At 69.9% G+C, this 13,551-nt stretch carries 13 protein-coding genes and 5 pseudogenes; 8 read left to right on the forward strand and 10 right to left on the reverse strand.

All coding sequences use genetic code 11. The annotated features are described in order from the left end of the window. Positions 1-103: 103 nt before the first annotated feature. Entirely contained in the window at positions 104-307 is a 204-nt protein-coding gene (locus EDD90_RS59100; protein ID WP_398925575.1) for a hypothetical protein, read from the forward strand. Next, positions 301-474, forward strand: a complete 174-nt coding sequence (locus tag EDD90_RS59105; protein ID WP_398925578.1) for an alpha/beta fold hydrolase — start codon at positions 301-303, stop codon at positions 472-474. Before EDD90_RS59100 ends, EDD90_RS59105 begins: the two co-directional genes overlap by 7 nt. A gap of 6 nt (positions 475-480) precedes the next feature. Here the strand turns inward: EDD90_RS59105 and EDD90_RS57605 are convergent. From EDD90_RS57605 to EDD90_RS26995, 4 genes and pseudogenes are all read right to left on the reverse strand, one after another. Beyond that, positions 481-670, reverse strand: a pseudogene (locus EDD90_RS57605) (LLM class flavin-dependent oxidoreductase); the annotation flags it as partial. Positions 671-731: 61 nt separating this feature from the next. Next, positions 732-1,957, reverse strand: a pseudogene (locus tag EDD90_RS26985) (RNA-guided endonuclease InsQ/TnpB family protein). Between the two features lie 175 nt (positions 1,958-2,132). Further along, a pseudogene (locus EDD90_RS26990) lies at positions 2,133-2,798 on the reverse strand (LLM class flavin-dependent oxidoreductase); the annotation flags it as partial. A 33-nt stretch (positions 2,799-2,831) separates the two neighbouring features. Continuing rightward, positions 2,832-3,851: an aldo/keto reductase gene (locus EDD90_RS26995; RefSeq protein ID WP_123975583.1), complete on the reverse strand. Its 1,020-nt coding sequence runs from the start codon at positions 3,849-3,851 to the stop codon at positions 2,832-2,834. Between the two features lie 130 nt (positions 3,852-3,981). On the opposite strand from EDD90_RS26995, the gene EDD90_RS27000 reads away from it, so the two are divergent. After that, a complete protein-coding gene (locus tag EDD90_RS27000) occupies positions 3,982-4,617 on the forward strand; it encodes a TetR/AcrR family transcriptional regulator (RefSeq protein WP_123975584.1) in 636 nt (211 codons plus the stop codon). Between the two features lie 103 nt (positions 4,618-4,720). After that, positions 4,721-5,368, forward strand: coding sequence for a hypothetical protein (locus EDD90_RS27005; protein ID WP_123975585.1), 648 nt, complete (start codon positions 4,721-4,723; stop codon positions 5,366-5,368). A 174-nt stretch (positions 5,369-5,542) separates the two neighbouring features. Here the strand turns inward: EDD90_RS27005 and EDD90_RS55650 are convergent, their stop codons facing one another. Next, on the reverse strand, positions 5,543-5,713 hold the full coding sequence (locus EDD90_RS55650) for a hypothetical protein (RefSeq protein WP_185149235.1): 171 nt from the start codon (positions 5,711-5,713) through the stop codon (positions 5,543-5,545). Here EDD90_RS55650 and EDD90_RS27010 point away from each other — a divergent pair. Then, on the forward strand, positions 5,712-6,329 hold the full coding sequence (locus EDD90_RS27010) for a TOPRIM nucleotidyl transferase/hydrolase domain-containing protein (protein WP_123975586.1): 618 nt from the start codon (positions 5,712-5,714) through the stop codon (positions 6,327-6,329). The two genes, EDD90_RS55650 and EDD90_RS27010, sit on opposite strands and share 2 nt — an antisense overlap. Before the next feature lie 76 nt (positions 6,330-6,405). On the opposite strand, the gene EDD90_RS27015 is transcribed toward EDD90_RS27010, so the two are convergent. Beyond that, the gene (locus EDD90_RS27015; protein ID WP_123975587.1) at positions 6,406-7,263 is read right to left on the reverse strand and encodes an LLM class F420-dependent oxidoreductase; all 858 of its coding nucleotides are present in this window, start codon (positions 7,261-7,263) and stop codon (positions 6,406-6,408) included. A gap of 229 nt (positions 7,264-7,492) precedes the next feature. On the opposite strand from EDD90_RS27015, the gene EDD90_RS27020 reads away from it, so the two are divergent. Then, positions 7,493-8,665, forward strand: a complete 1,173-nt coding sequence (locus EDD90_RS27020) for a right-handed parallel beta-helix repeat-containing protein (protein ID WP_123975588.1) — start codon at positions 7,493-7,495, stop codon at positions 8,663-8,665. Between the two features lie 76 nt (positions 8,666-8,741). Here EDD90_RS27020 and EDD90_RS55655 read toward each other — a convergent pair whose 3' ends face one another. Next, a complete protein-coding gene (locus EDD90_RS55655) occupies positions 8,742-8,894 on the reverse strand; it encodes a hypothetical protein (RefSeq protein WP_185149706.1) in 153 nt (50 codons plus the stop codon). Positions 8,895-9,094: 200 nt separating this feature from the next. Next, a pseudogene (locus tag EDD90_RS27025) lies at positions 9,095-9,433 on the reverse strand (helix-turn-helix domain-containing protein); the annotation flags it as partial. 98 nt (positions 9,434-9,531) lie between these two features. Here EDD90_RS27025 and EDD90_RS27030 point away from each other — a divergent pair. Continuing rightward, positions 9,532-9,660: pseudogene (locus EDD90_RS27030) on the forward strand (transposase); the annotation flags it as partial. A 31-nt stretch (positions 9,661-9,691) separates the two neighbouring features. On the opposite strand, the gene EDD90_RS27035 reads toward EDD90_RS27030, so the two are convergent. Beyond that, positions 9,692-10,750, reverse strand: coding sequence for a glycosyl hydrolase family 18 protein (locus tag EDD90_RS27035; protein WP_123975589.1), 1,059 nt, complete (start codon positions 10,748-10,750; stop codon positions 9,692-9,694). Positions 10,751-10,973: 223 nt separating this feature from the next. On the opposite strand from EDD90_RS27035, the gene EDD90_RS27040 reads away from it, so the two are divergent. Next, positions 10,974-12,014: a C40 family peptidase gene (locus EDD90_RS27040; protein WP_123975590.1), complete on the forward strand. Its 1,041-nt coding sequence runs from the start codon at positions 10,974-10,976 to the stop codon at positions 12,012-12,014. 74 nt (positions 12,015-12,088) lie between these two features. On the opposite strand, the gene gndA is transcribed toward EDD90_RS27040, so the two are convergent. Then, a complete protein-coding gene (gene gndA, locus EDD90_RS27045) occupies positions 12,089-13,528 on the reverse strand; it encodes an NADP-dependent phosphogluconate dehydrogenase (RefSeq protein ID WP_123975591.1) in 1,440 nt (479 codons plus the stop codon). Positions 13,529-13,551: the final 23 nt, after the last annotated feature.

The raw sequence follows: 13,551 nt of genomic DNA on the forward strand, positions 1-13,551 counted from the left end.
GGGCCACTTCCGCCCAGGTGACTCACTCCCCCCAGGTGCCCGGGATGTGCCCGTCCCGGACACCTGGGAGGCTCCCCCGCCTCCGGACCAAGCCGGGCTCCAAATGGCGCGTGCCTGGGTCACCTGGGAGGACGCCGTCATCGCCCACGAGGCACTGGGCAGTCCCGGCGCCTACAGCGACCGGCCCGACGACTCCCTGATGGCCTTCGTGCGCATCTGTGCCCCCTACTTCGCCCAGGACGCCTTTCTGGAGGACGGCCACTGCTCCGGGACGCACACCGGCTGGCCGGGATCCCGGGGGTGCTGATCCGCGGCCGGCTCGACCTGGGCAGCCCTCTGAAGACTCCGTGGGAGTTGGCGAAGGCCTGGCCCGACGCGGAACTGAAGGTGATCGACGACTCGGGCCACACCGGCAGTCCCACGATGCAGGTGACGATCCTGACGGCGATCGCACGGTTCGGCGAAAGCGGGTGACCGCAGCTAGGCCGCCTTGGCTATGAGCTCGTGGGCCACCCATCGCGCGGCCTTGTCCGGATAGGGCGCCGGCAGGCCGAGGACGATGTGCCGGAAGCCCGCGTCGAGGGCCTGGGTGATCGCGGTCCGGGTGGTCGTAGGAGACGGGGAGGTGCAGGGAACGGGTGATCGCGGCGGGGTGGCCGATCTCCGCGCATTGACATGCTCCTCGCCCTGAAGGGCGAGGATTCTGGCCTTCCCGACTGGTTGCTGTGCCGCTACGCGGCACGGTTTCCGGTCGTCGGGAATCCGTGGCTTCCTGCTTCTTCGCGCTGTGCCAGAACGGGTTCTGGTCTTACCGGCGCTCCGCAGGCCGATGCCGCCAGTCCGGCGGCCGTCTTGATGTTGAGTGAGGCGTTGTGGTCCCGGTCGTGGGTCGTGCCGCAGGCGGCACAGGTCCACTCCCGGACGGACAGTGCTTTGGGCCCGTCCACCACGCCACAGGTCGAGCAGCTCTGGGAGGTCGGCTCGAAACGGCCGATCTTCACCAGAGTGCGTCCATACCGTGCCGCCTTGTACTCCAGCATGGCCACGAACTGCGACCAGCCGGCGTCGTGCACGGACTTCGCCGGCCGAGTGCGTGCCAGCCCCGTCACCGACAGGTCCTCCACGGCGATCCCCTGGTTCTCGGAGATCAGCCGGGTGGAGAGCTGGTGGTGGAACTCATGACGGGCGTCGGTGACCTTGGCGTGGGCGCGGGCGACCTTCAGGCGGGCCTTCTCGCGGTTCCTGGATCCCTTCTGTCTGCGGGACAGCCCGCGCTGGGCCTTCTTCAGCTTCTTCTCCGCCCGGCGCAGGAACCGGGGGGAGCCGATCTTCTCGCCGGTGGACAGCACGGCGAAGTGGGCGAGTCCGAGGTCGACGCCGATGACCTGGCCGGTGTCGGGCATCGCTGCCGCGTCGGCGGCGGGGCCGGTATCGATGACGAACGAGGCGAAGAATCTGCCCGCGGCGTCCTTGATCACGGTGACGGAGGTGGGAGCGGCAGGCAGGGTGCGGGACCATTTCACCTTCACCGCGCCGATCTTCGGCAGGTCCAGCCGTCCGCTGTCGGTGATCTTCCAGCGTGCGTTCGCGGTGAACCGGATCGCCTGGCGGTTGTCCTTGCGGGACTTGAAGCGGGGCGGGCCCAGTCCCGGGCCCTTGCGGGTGCCCTTGAGGGAGGCGAAGAAGTTCTTGCAGGCGGTCTCGGCGTCGCGCAGGGACTGCTGGAGGACGACCGAGGAGACCTCACCCAGCCAGGACCGCTCCACGGTCTGTTTCGCCTGCGTGATCAGCTTCTTCGACAGCTCGCCGGCCTTCGGGAAGACATCGCCCGCCTTCCGGGGTCCTCGCGGGCGCGCACGCAGTCGTTGAACACGACGCGCGCGCACCCGAACGCCTTCGCCAGCGCGATCCGCTGACCGGCCTCCGGGTACAACCTGAAGGCGTACCGGAGCTGCATGACGATCACAGCAGGCATACCGAACAAGCGCCGTCACCGAGAACATACGAGCGAAGCGTCACCGTCACCGAGCAGGGTCCGGCTCCGCCGGAACGACACCGCGACGCTCCCCGTCGCACCCACCTGATTCGCTTCACCCCCGGCGTGAACGCCGGAGCACTGCGAATGAATCCCGGTAGCGGTCGAGGAGGGCGCTGCGACGGACGCAGTCCTCGATGTCGTCGCCCGGGATGTTCCAGAGGTCGGCGTGTTCGGCGACCACGCGCAATGTGGCCGAGGAGCGGCCGCCGATCAGGATCGGGGGATGCGGGCGCTGGACGGGTTTGGGGTTGGCGAACGCTCCGGTGAGGTGGTGGTGGGTGCCGTGGAAGTCGAAGGGTTCGGTCGCCGTCCACAGCCGGCGGATCAGCACACAGGACTCGGCGAGGCTTTCCACCGCCTGCGCGGGAGTGGTGAAGGGGAGACCGTGGGCCGGGTATTCGCGGTGTGCCTCGGGCGGGTGCGGGCGTGAGCCGACACCGATGCCGAAGTCGAGCCGGCCGCCGGAGACGACATCGACGGTCGTGGCGATCTTGGCGAGTGTCGCGGGCGGCCGGAAGCGGTTGCTGGTCACCAGGATGCCCAGCCGCAGGCGTTGGGTCTGGGCGGCCAGGGCGGAGAGCAGCGTCCAGCCTTCGTGGACAGGCCCGTCGGGATCGCCGCCGATCGGCATGAGGTGGTCGAACAGCCACGCGTGCTCGATCTCGGGGATCGCGTCCGCTTCCCGCCAGACCCGCAGGACATCGTCGTACGACACCTGCATGGGGGCGGTCATGATCCCGAAGCGGGGTTCGGTGGTCATCGGTTCGGTGGTCATCGTGTTTCTGCCCGAGGGTCAGCGGCGACGCAGGGCCGGGTCGAGCAGGGCGGGCGGGGTGTCGTACTTCTCGTGGGCGGCCAGGTCGGTTCCGGGGGCGACGATCTCGTCGATCGCGTCGAGGACGTCGGCGGGGAGCACGGTGTCGGCGGCGGTGAGCTGGGAGCGCAGGTGGTCCAGCGTGCGGGGGCCGACGAGGGCGCTGGTGACGGCCGGGTGCGCGGTGACGAAGCCGAGCGCGAGCTGGATCAGGGTCAGTCCGGCCTCGTCGGCGACAGCGGCCAGTCGCTCCACGGCGTCGAGCCGGGCCTGGTTGGCGGGCAGGGTGAGGTCGAAGCGGTCGGGGAGGAGCTTGGCCCGGCTGGTGGTGATGGACCGGCCCCTGCGTACGGCGCCCGAGAGCCAGCCCGAGGCCAGCGGGCTCCACACCAGCACGCCCATCCCGTACTCCTCGGTCACCGGCAGCACATGGGCCTCGACACCGCGCTGAAGGATGGAATAGCTGGGCTGTTCGGTGACGTGACGGCTCAAGTGGCGCTCGTGGGCGGCCCATTGGGACTGCACGATCCGGTACGCGGGGTATGTCGAGGAGCCGAAGTAGCGGATCTTTCCGGCGCGTTGCAGATCGGTCAGCGCCGACAACGTCTCCTCGTCACTCGTGGCCGGGTCCCAGCGGTGTATCTGATAGAGATCCACGTGGTCGACGCCGAGCCGGCGCAGGCTGCTCTCCAGCTCGGTGACCAGCCACCGCCGTGAACCGCCCCGGTGGTTGCGCTCGTCCCCCATCGGCATGCCGGCCTTCGTGGCCAGCACGATGTCGTCACGGCGGCCGGCGATGGCCTTGCCGACCATCTCCTCCGACTCGCCGACGCCGTACATGTCGGCCGTGTCGATGAGGTTGATCCCTGCGGCGAGCGCGGCATCGACGATCGCGTTCGCCTCGTCCTGGGTGGTGTGCCCGATCGCGCCGAAGTTCATCGCGCCGAGCGCCAGCGCGCTGACCTGCACTCCGGTGCGGCCCAAGGTGCGGTACTGCATGACTTCTCTCCTCAGACGACATAAGCGGGACGACGTCCCGTTTCACGTCTCCGACGATACGGAACGCTGTCCCGTTTAGCAACGCCCCGATAGAGTGACGGCGGACGGAGCACCCGATGAAGGACGCACGATGAAGGACGAGGAACAGGCCGCCCGGCCCCGGCGGGCGGACGCCCGGCGCAACGAGGTGACCCTGCTGGAAGCGGCCGCGGCGGCGTTCGTCGCGTCGGGCGTGGAGGCGCCGGTGCGCGACATCGCGGCCCGGGCGGGCGTCGGTACGGCGACGATCTACCGGCACTTCCCGACCCGCGCCGACCTGATCATCGCCGTCTACCGCCACCAGGTGGAGGCCTGCGCCGAGGCCGGCCCCGCCCTGCTGGCCACCGCCCCGAGCCCGTACGACGCCCTGCGTCAGTGGATCGACCTCTTCGTGGACTTCCTGGTCACCAAACACGGCCTGGCCGCCGCCCTGCACTCCGACCAGGCCGGCTTCGACACCCTCCACACCCACTTCCTCGACCGCCTCGTCCCCGTCTGCACCAAGCTCCTCGACGCGGCGACCGAGTCCGGTGAGATCCGCTCCGACCTGGCGGCTTACGAGCTGATGCGCGGCGTCGGCAACCTGTGCATCGGCGCGGAGAACGATCCTCGCTACGACGCACGCCGACTGGTCGGCCTGCTGATCGCCGGGCTCGGACGGGGGCGGGCGAGTGGGACCAGTCCGTCGGGGCGATCAGCAGCGGTGGAAAACCCGGCTCGCCAGTGACGCGGTTGCGGCGGACGAGCGACTGACAGCAGGGCGTTTCGCCGGAGTTGACGTGTGAGTACGCTCGCGGCACACGCGGTGTCCACGTGAAGAGGGGGCGGCGATGAACGACGGGGAAAGAGCCGTACCCGGCCATGAACCCGGTGCGCCGGCCCAGGACACCGCGCCCGACGACGTGGGCGGTCCGTCCTCGGCAGCCTCGCCCGGGTGCGGAACCGTCGTGTTGTCACGGGTACGGGGAAGCTATCGCGACGCGCTTCGCGGCTATGCCGTGCTCATCGACGACACCCAAGTGGGCATCATCGGCCGAGGGCAGACACTCCGCTTCGAGGTGTCGCCGGGAGCACATCGACTCCAGTTGAAGATCGCCTGGTGTACCAGCCGGTCCCTCACCGCCTCGGTCGAAGAGGGCAGGACAGCCTGGTTCATCTGCTCTCCGGGCGGCGACGCATCCGAAGGGCTCGACGCCGTCGGCGCCAACAGGGAGGACTACATCACCCTGCAGCAGACGTCGGGACCGATCGTCATGGCCAAGACCTCAATGGACCGGGGCACGCGCCTGCTGGTAGCCACGGCCTTCGGCTCCTTCGCGGGAGGCATCGCGCTCATCGGAGCCTTGATCTGGCACTACACGGGCCTGGCGCCCAAGGCGGCCAACGCGTTCGCCGGCGCGAGCCTGGCCGTCGCTCTCACCTCCGTGATCGCCTTCAGGCTCGGACGCCGGAAGGCCGGACGACACCCTCACAAGTAACCACACGCACTCAGCCGGCCGCGGCCGTCACGCCGACTCACCGGAGGAGGCGTGGCCGGTGACCACGCCCACCCGGCCTCGCTGCGGGCGGCCGTCGGGCTGCCGTACCGTCGTCGGCCGGACGCTCCGGCGGTACGGCCGGCCAGCCGCAAGTGCCCCGGCGGGCGGGACCCGTCAGGCCGTCGGGCCGGGCAGCGCGGCGCTGATCAGTGTCTCCAGCTGCCGCGCCACCCGGTCCAGCGGCTCCATGTCCCGGCGGACCCGGCACCTCGTCCGCCAGGCGCGGTATGTCGTGGCGGATATTCCCTGGCATCGGCACCGGGCCCGGGCGGAGACTCGTCCCATGGCTGACATGGGGGCGTTCCACGAGGCAGTCGTCACCTGGGCGGCCGGTGGGGACGGGGAGGCCGCGCGGGAGCTGGCCGAGCGGCTGGGTGTGCGGGTCGTCGTGCTCGTGGAAGGGCCCAGTGACGTCGCCGCCGTCGGTGCGCTCGCCGAGCGGCGGGGGCGGGACCTGGCGGGCGACGGCGTCTGTGTGCTGTCGATGGGCGGGGCGATGAACGTCGGGCGGTTCGCCCGGCTGCTCGGGCCGCCCGGACTGGGGCTGCGTCTCACGGGGCTGTGCGACGAGAGGGAGCGGCGCTACTACGACCGTGGCCTGGAGCGGGCCGGTGCGGCGCAGCACGGGTTCTTCGTGTGCGCCGCCGATCTGGAGGACGAGCTGATCCGCGCGCTCGGCCCGGACCGGGTCGCGGAACTGATCCGGGCCGAGGGCGACGAACGCCCCCTGCGTACCTTCCTGAACCAGCCCGCCCAGCAGGGCCGCACCGCACAGCAGCAGCTACGGCGTTTCTTCGGCACGACGGCGGGACGGAAGATCCATTACGGCCGGGTCCTGGTCGAGGCGCTGGATCCGGATCGCGTACCCGCACCGCTCGACGGCCTGCTCACCGGCCTCTGACCGGGGCGGGGCCGGGCCACCTCACCGACAGCCCCGGGCCGGCAGCCCCGGCCCCGCAACACCGGGAAGGACTCCCCTAGCCCGCGATCCCCAGCTCCTCCGCCAGCGCCCGGTACCCCGGGAGCGGGTCCGGGTCGTCCCCGGTGCCGCCCAGCAGTTGCAGGGTCACATGGTCGGCGCCCGCCTCCAGATGGGCCCGCAGGCCCTCGGCCACCTCCGCCGTCCCGCCGTGCAGGATCAGCGCGTCGAAGAGGCGGCCGCTGCCGCCGTCCGCGAAGTCGGTGTCGTCGAAGCCGAGGCGCCGGAGGTTGGCGACGTAGTTGCTCAAGCCCAGGTAGAGGGCGAGCGTGCCGTCGCCCTTCGCGCGGGCCCGGGAGCGGTCGGTCTCCAGGACCACCTTCTGCTCGGGGGCCAGGAGCGTGCCCGCGCCGATGATCTCGCGGGCCTTGCGGGTGTGTTCCGGGGTGACGAGGTAGGGGTGTGCGGCCGCCGAGCGGTCGGCGGCCAGGCGCAGGACGCGGGGGCCGAGCGCGGCCAGGGCCCGGCGGGCCACCGGCACACCGCCGGCGTCGAGGGCGTCCAGGTAGTCGTTGAGGGCCTGGTACGGCCGGACGAACTCCTGTGTCATCTCGCGATGGCCGGCGCCGATGCCCAGCAGGAACCGGTCCGCGTGGCGTTCGGCGATGCGCCGGTACGAGCGGACGATGTCCTCGGCCGGGTTGGACCAGATGTTCACGATGCCGGTGGCGAGGACCAGGCGCTCGGTCGCGTCGAGCAGCCGCTCCACCTCGGTCAGCTCCGGATCGGTCACGTTGCCCAGCCAGAGGGTGCCGTAGCCCAGTCCCTCCAGTGCGACCGCCAGCTCAGGGTCGGTCTTCTCGTGGCGCCACACACCGACGGCACCCAGGTCGATCTTGTCCGTGATCTCAGCCATGACAGGGGCAACGGGAGTCCGGTGCCCCCTATTCCGATCCCCGTCGAAATAATCCGGATGGCGCAATCCCGCCCCCACCCGGATCACCGCACCCCTTCGCGATCACATGTACGAACAGCCTTTACATACATGACTATTGACGACCCAGCGCCACCCTCCCTAGCTTCGCAGAGAAAGCGCTTTCCACACCCCTCCGCCACGTCGCCATGAACCCGAACGGAGACGAACGATGCACGTGAGACCAGTTATCGCGGCCGTCGGCCTGCTCGCCGGCTCGCTCGTCGCACTGGCCGGCACCCCCGCGCAGGCCGCGTCCACGGTGTTGTACGTGTCGCCGAGCGGCACCGACAGCGCGGCCGGCACCCAGTCGGCGCCGACCACGCTCACCGCGGCGATCAGCCGGATCGCCGCCGGCGGCACGATCTACCTGCGCGGCGGGACGTACGCCTACTCGTCCACGGTGACCATCCCGGCCGGCTCCAACGGCACGTCCGGCGCGCTCACCACCCTGTCCGCCTACCCGGGCGAGACGCCGGTGCTCGACTTCTCGGCGCAGAGCGAGAGTTCGTCGAACCGCGGTGTCCAGCTCTTCGCCAACTACTGGCATCTGTACGGCCTCACGGTCGAGCACGCGGGTGACAACGGCATCTACGTCGGCGGCAGCAACAACGTCGTCGAGCGCGTCGTGACCGCGTACAACCGGGACACCGGGCTGCAGCTCGGCCGGATCTCCTCCAGCACGTCGAGCAGCGCCTGGCCGTCCAACAACCTGGTCGTCAGCTCCGAGTCGCACGACAACGAGGACAGCGGCGGCGAGAACGCCGACGGTTTCGCGTCCAAGCTGACCACCGGCACCGGGAACGTCTTCCGGTACGACGTCTCGCACAACAACATCGACGACGGCTGGGACCTCTACACCAAGACCGACACCGGTGCCATCGGGCCGGTCACCATCGAGTACTCCCTCTCCTACGGTAACGGCACCCTGACCGACGGCACCCAGAACGCGAACGGCGACCGCAACGGCTACAAGCTCGGCGGCGACGCCATCGCCGTCAACCACGTCGTCCAGCACGACATCGCCTACGACAACGGGCACCACGGGTTCACCTACAACAGCAACCCGGGCACGATGACAATCTCGAACAACGTGAGCATCGACAACACCGAGCGCAACTTCTCCTTCGACAAGGGCACTTCGGTGTTCCGCACCGACACCTCGTGCCGGTTCGCCGTCGACGGGTCGAACGACAAGACCGTCGGTGACGCGGACAGTTCCAACCAGTTCTGGACGGGCACCAACGGCTCCCGGTGCTCCTCCTACTCCGGTTCCCTCGGCTGGTCCTTCGCGTCGAGCGGCAAGCTGAACGTCACCTTCGGCGGGACGGTCGTCAACCCGTAGCCCCCACCCCCGCACACGACTCGGCCCGGACATCCACAGGGTGTGGACGCCCGGGCCGAAGCGCCGGGCCGGGCGGTCAGTTCCGTACCGTCAAGTACAGTCGGCCGCCCCATGTGCTCGCGTTGCTCGTGTCCTTGGGCCCGGCGACGTACTCCGTCCGCACCCGGAACCTCTGGCCCACCGCGTGGGTGAGGACCAGATGGGTCACGCCGGTGCTGCCCGGGGCCATGGAGAAAGCAGGACGACGTGCCGATGGTGTGCCAGGCGCCGCTGTAGTACTCCTGGGCCTGGAACTTCATGCACTGCCCGGACTTGTCGGGCGTGACCGTGCCGACCACCTGCGGCTGTGCGGTGTGGTGGTAGACGCGGTAGGTGGTCCCGCCGTAGGTCGTGCTGGTGTATTGACGTGCTCCCTGGCCTGAAGTCCAGGGATTCCGGCCTGGGTCGTCTGACCCTTCCGGGGGCTTGCCGCGTGCCGTTGAGGCTGTCGAAGAAGTTCTTGTAGGCGGTGTCGAGGTCCCGGAGGGACTGTTGCAGGACGACCGCCGACACGCCGGCAAGCCAGGCGCGTTCCCCGGTGCGCTTGGCCTGGGTGATACGAAGCCGGGACAACTCCGCCGACTTCACATACGGCAGCCCCGCGGCGTGGGCTTCCTTGCGGTCGCGCAGGCAGTCGTTCCACACCACGCGGGCACACCCGAATGCACTCGCCAGCGCACGGCGCTGGGCGGCATCCGGGTGGGCCCGGTAGTTGTAGCGAAACTGCATGATCATGAACGTACACACAGTTGTTCTCATAAATCGGCAGAACAACTATGAAGTCGCATAAGACAGTTTTTCATACTTCAAATGCATTGGCCCTAGTGGCAGGGCTGAAGGAGTTGAACGGCGAACGCGATCATGTTCACCTCCTGGTGCACCACCCGCCCGAGGTCGCCGTCTCCAAGCTGGTCAACAGCCTCAAGGGCGCCTCCGCCCGCCGGATACGGCTGGAGTCCACCGGCCGGGCCAACTGCGCCGAAACGGCTACCGCCGCGGGCCGGTGAACCGGGCGAAGGTGTGGCTGAAGTACCAGGTGTCCTGGGCGATCCCGGAGCAGGAGTCGGAGCCGCCGGTGCCGACGCAGCCGCCGTTGTCGCGCTGGAGGGCCCAGAAGGAGAGGGTGTCGATGCCCTGGGCGGCGGCCCAGCTCGCTACGGCGGTGGCGTTCTGGGTGGTGAAGGTCTCCGCGGGGCCGTAGTCGTCGATGCCGGGCATCTCGGTGACGCCGACCATGCCCCACAGCTGCTTCGGGCTCTTGTGCGGGTAGAGGGCGTGGAGCTGGCCGTACAGGCCGCTCGCCGCGGCCTTCGTGCCGGCGGCCATGTCGTGGGTGGCGCCGTCGTAGTAGTCGAAGGTCATGAGGTTGACGACGTCCACGCGCGCGTGGTCGGCGACGGCGTTGCGGAGGACGGCCAGGGCGTTGTCCTCCAGGCCCTTGGTCGTCGTCGGCAGGGTGTAGGAGAACTGGAGCGGCCGGCCGGTGTGTTCGGCCCAGCGCTCGGCCTCGGCGATCGCCTTGTTGCGGCGGTCGATGCCGGCCGTGTCGGCGAGGGAGTCCGCCTCGACGTCGAGGTCGATGCGGGAGATGCCGTACGTCGTGGCGAGCTTCTCGTACACGCCCGCGATGGCGTGCACGTCGGTACAGCTGTCGGCGAGTTCGGTGCCGGTGGTGTCGGCGCTGTAGCCGCCGAAGGAAGGGATCGCGTCGCCGCCGCGGGCCTGGAGGGCGGCGATGTCGGCGCCGAAGCTCGACGGGGAGACCGGCTGGGTGGCGTCGCCGTTCCAGTCCGCGGTGCAGGAGCCCGCGGCGGGGGTCTGGAGGAAGGCCAGGGTGAGGTACTTGTTGCCGGACGCGGCGGCGAGTGCGGCCGGGCTCTGGCCGGTCCACGCCTCGAAGTAGGGCGCGGCGACATGCGCGGGCAGGGGCTTCGCGGTGTGCGGGGCGGTGTCCGAGGAGGCGTGCGCGGCCCCCGATCCGAGGGCAACGAGCGCGGCGGACAGGGCGGTTGCGGTCAGGGCGTGCAGGGCACGGGTGTGTCTCATGGACGCATATATTTGGACTAGACCAATTAACTGTCAAGGTTCTTAACAATCAACGGCCCGACACCCCGCCACCCACTGGGCGGAGAAGGCCTGTTGACGGCCGGTGGCCGAATTTTTTCCATGGAGAGATTTGAACTGACCATAAGAGAGTCATTAATGTCTGCTACTCGTACCTCTAGTTGACCCAATGCTCGACTCTTTCGTTCGAAAGGAGGCCGCCTCCGTGGCGTCCCACCGTCGTCCCAAGCAGCCGAGCCGCGCTCGCGTCACCGTGCTCACCACCGCCGCCGCTGCCGCCGTGGTCCTCTCCGCCCAGGCGGCCGACGCCGCACCCACGGCCAAGCCGAAGAAGGACGAGGTCAAGTCCCGGGTCGACAAGCTCTACGAGGAGGCCGAGCAGGCCACCGAGAAGCTCAACGGGGCCAAGGAGAAGCAGGAGAAGCTCCAGAAGCAGATCTCCGCGCTGCAGGACTCGGTCGCCCGCGGCCAGGACGAGCTCAACGAACTGCGGGACGGCATCGGCAGCATGGCCACCGCCCAGTACCGCAGCGGCGGCATCGACCCGTCCCTCCAGCTCTTCCTCTCCTCCGACCCGGACAGCTACCTGGACAAGGCGTCCACGCTCGACCAGTTGAGCGGCCAGCAGGTCGAGGCGCTGCAGAAGATCCAGGCCAAGCAGCGCGAGCTGGCGCAGGAGCGGGCCGAGGCGACCGGCAAGCTCAAGGACCTGGCCGCCACCCGTACCGAACTGGCCAAAAACAAGAAGGAAGTCCAGGGCAAGCTCGCTGCGGCGCAGAGGCTGCTCAACAGCCTCACCGCCGCCGAGAAGGCCGCGCTGGCCGCCGAGCAGGACCGCGCCAGCCGCTCCTCCAGCGCCCGCGTGGACCTCGGCAACGACACCTCCGCCACCGGCAGGGCCGCCGCCGCGTTCGCCGCCGCCAAGACCAGGCTCGGCAGCCCGTACGTCTTCGGCGACACCGGCCCGTCCACCTTCGACTGCTCGGGCCTGACCTCCTGGGCCTACGCGCAGGCCGGCGTCTCCATACCCCGCACCTCCGAGTCCCAGGCGACCATCGGCACCAGGATCTACTCGGCCTCGCAGCTCCAGGTCGGCGACCTGGTCTTCTTCTTCAACGACCTGCACCACGTGGGCCTGTACGCGGGCAACGGGCAGATCCTGCACGCCCCGCGCACCGGCACGGTCGTCCGCTACGAGTCGATGAGCACCATCGGCGGTCCGTTCATGTTCGGCGTCCGCGTCTGACCTGCGGTCGGCCTGACCGAGAGGGTCCCTCCCCAGCGCCCTTGCCTGCAGCGCCCCGTCAGGGGCGGGGGCGCTCAGCTCTCCGTTTCGGGGCGGCCCTCTGTCGCCCAGTGGGTGTGGAAGGCGCCGGTGCGGTCGGTGCGGCCGTACGTGTGGGCACCGAAGTAGTCGCGCTGGCCCTGGAGAAGGGCCGCCGGGAGGCGGTCGGCGCGCAGGGTGTCGTAGTGGGCGAGGGCCGCCGAGAACGCCGGGACCGGGATGCCCCGGCGGGCCGCCGACGCCACCGTCTCCCGCCACGGCACCTGCGCGTCGGCGATCTCCTTGGCGAACTCCTCCTGGGCCAGCAGGCTCACCAGGTCCGGGTCGGCCCGGTAGGCCGCGCGGATCCGGTCCAGGAAGGACGCGCGGATGATGCAGCCGCCCCGCCAGATCCGGGCCACCGCGCCGAGGTCGATCTTCCAGCCGTACTCGGCGGCCGCGTCCTGGATCATCGTCCAGCCCTGGTCGTAGGCGATGACCTTGGACGCGTACAGGGCGTGTTCGACGCGGGAGGCGAAGCGGTCGGCCTCGGTCGCGCTGAGCGGGGGCGTGGTGCCGCCGGGCAACCCGGCGTACGTGGCGCGCAGTTCGCGGCGGCCGGACGCGGCGCGGGCGAACGTCGCCTGGGCGATCGCGGTGACCGGCGAGGACAGGTCCAGCGCGGTCTGCACGGTCCAGCGCCCGGTGCCCTTCTGGCCGGCCGCGTCGGTGACGATGTCGACGAAGGGGGCGCCGGTGGCGGCGTCGACGTGCGCGAGGACGTCGGCCGTGATCTCGATGAGGTAGGAGCCGAGCCGGCCGCGGTTCCACTCGCGGAAGATGTCCGCGATCTCGGCCGGCGCGTAGCCGCCGACCTGGCGCAGCAGGTCGTACGCCTCGGCGATGAGCTGCATGTCGGCGTACTCGATGCCGTTGTGGACCATCTTCACGAAGTGCCCGGCACCGTCGGCGCCGACGTGTGTGGCGCAGGGTTCGCCGCCCACCTTCGCGCTGATGTCCTCGAACATCGGCCCGAGCACGGTGTACGACTCGGCGGAGCCGCCCGGCATGATGGACGGTCCGTTGAGCGCGCCCTCCTCGCCGCCGGAGACACCGACCCCGACGAAGTGCAGCCCCTTCTCGCGCAGGGCGGCCTCGCGGCGGCGGGTGTCGGCGAAGTGGGCGTTGCCGCCGTCGATGACGATGTCACCGGGTTCGAGGAGCGGGACGAACTCGTCGATGACGGCGTCGGTGGCGGCACCGGCCTGCACCATGATCATGATGCGGCGGGGGCGTTCGAGGGCGGCGACGAAGTCCGCGGCGGTCTCGGCTCCGACGAACGTGCCCTCCTGCCCGTACTCCTCGATCAGCGCACGGGTGCGGGCGGGAGTGCGGTTGTGGACGGCGACCGGGTAACCGTGCCGGGCGAAGTTCCGGGCCAGGTTGCGGCCCATCACGCCCAGGCCGGTCACGCCGATGGCTGCGGATGCGTTCACGGGGGGACTCCGATCTGCGGTCG

This window comes from Streptomyces sp. Ag109_O5-1, from assembly GCF_003814875.1.
Taxonomy (GTDB): Bacteria; Actinomycetota; Actinomycetes; order Streptomycetales; family Streptomycetaceae; genus Streptomyces; species Streptomyces sasae.